Raw genomic sequence first — 843 nt, forward strand, 5'->3', positions numbered from 1 at the left:
TGTGACGTGTAAGGGCTCGGGACATGCTTGACGTCGTGTCGTCGGGACATCGTTGACGTCTCACGCTTGTCGGTGGTCGCAGTCAGAGTGTGGGGGGTGTCCTTCTCTGCTGAGACTGAATCCGATGCTGAGATCGCTGCACGGGTGCGTGTGGAGGTCAGGTTCCGTGCGGTCACCGAAGTCGCCGACGGTGCTCCGGTCATCGAGGTCGCTAACCGTTACGGTGTCTCTCGCCAAACGGTCACGGCGTGGCGCAAGCGCTATGCCGCATCAGGTCTGGGCGGTTTATCGGATCGATCTCGCCGACCGCGTACTAGCCCGAACCAGATCTCTCCACAAGTGGAGGCGACGATCTGCGAAATGCGACGCACCCACCGGCGGTGGGGTGCCCGGCGCATCGTCTACGAACTCGGACGCCTCGACCCTTATGCGCCCGCGCCCGCGCGGGCCACGGTGCACCGCGTGCTGGTACGCAACGGATTGGTCAATCCTCAAGAGCAGCTACATAAACGGGTCTACAAGCGATGGGAGCGGGAAGCTCCGATGCATCTGTGGCAACTCGACCTGGTTGGAGGTGTGTTCCTGGCTGGCGGCCGGGAATGCAAACTGTTGACCGGCATCGACGACCATTCCCGCTTCGTCACCGTCGCCGCGGTTCTCGAGCAGCCCAGTGGCAGTGCCGTGTGTGAAGCGTTCGTCGGGGCGATGAATCGATGGGGCGTGCCGTTCGAGGTGCTCACCGACAACGGCAACCAGTTCACCGGCAGACACACGCGGCCGTTGCCGGTTGAGGTGCTCTTCGAGCGGACGTGTCGCGAGTACGGCATCACCGCGCGGTTGACC

1 protein-coding gene is annotated in these 843 nt (G+C 63.3%); it reads left to right on the forward strand.

Annotated elements, in window-relative coordinates; genetic code table 11:
- Positions 1–132 precede the first annotated feature (132 nt).
- A partial coding sequence (locus GOPIP_RS11625; RefSeq protein WP_231632852.1) for a helix-turn-helix domain-containing protein occupies positions 133–843 on the forward strand: 711 nt, incomplete at its 3' end.

The organism is Gordonia polyisoprenivorans NBRC 16320 = JCM 10675 (assembly GCF_000241325.1).
Taxonomy (GTDB): domain Bacteria; phylum Actinomycetota; class Actinomycetes; order Mycobacteriales; family Mycobacteriaceae; genus Gordonia; species Gordonia polyisoprenivorans.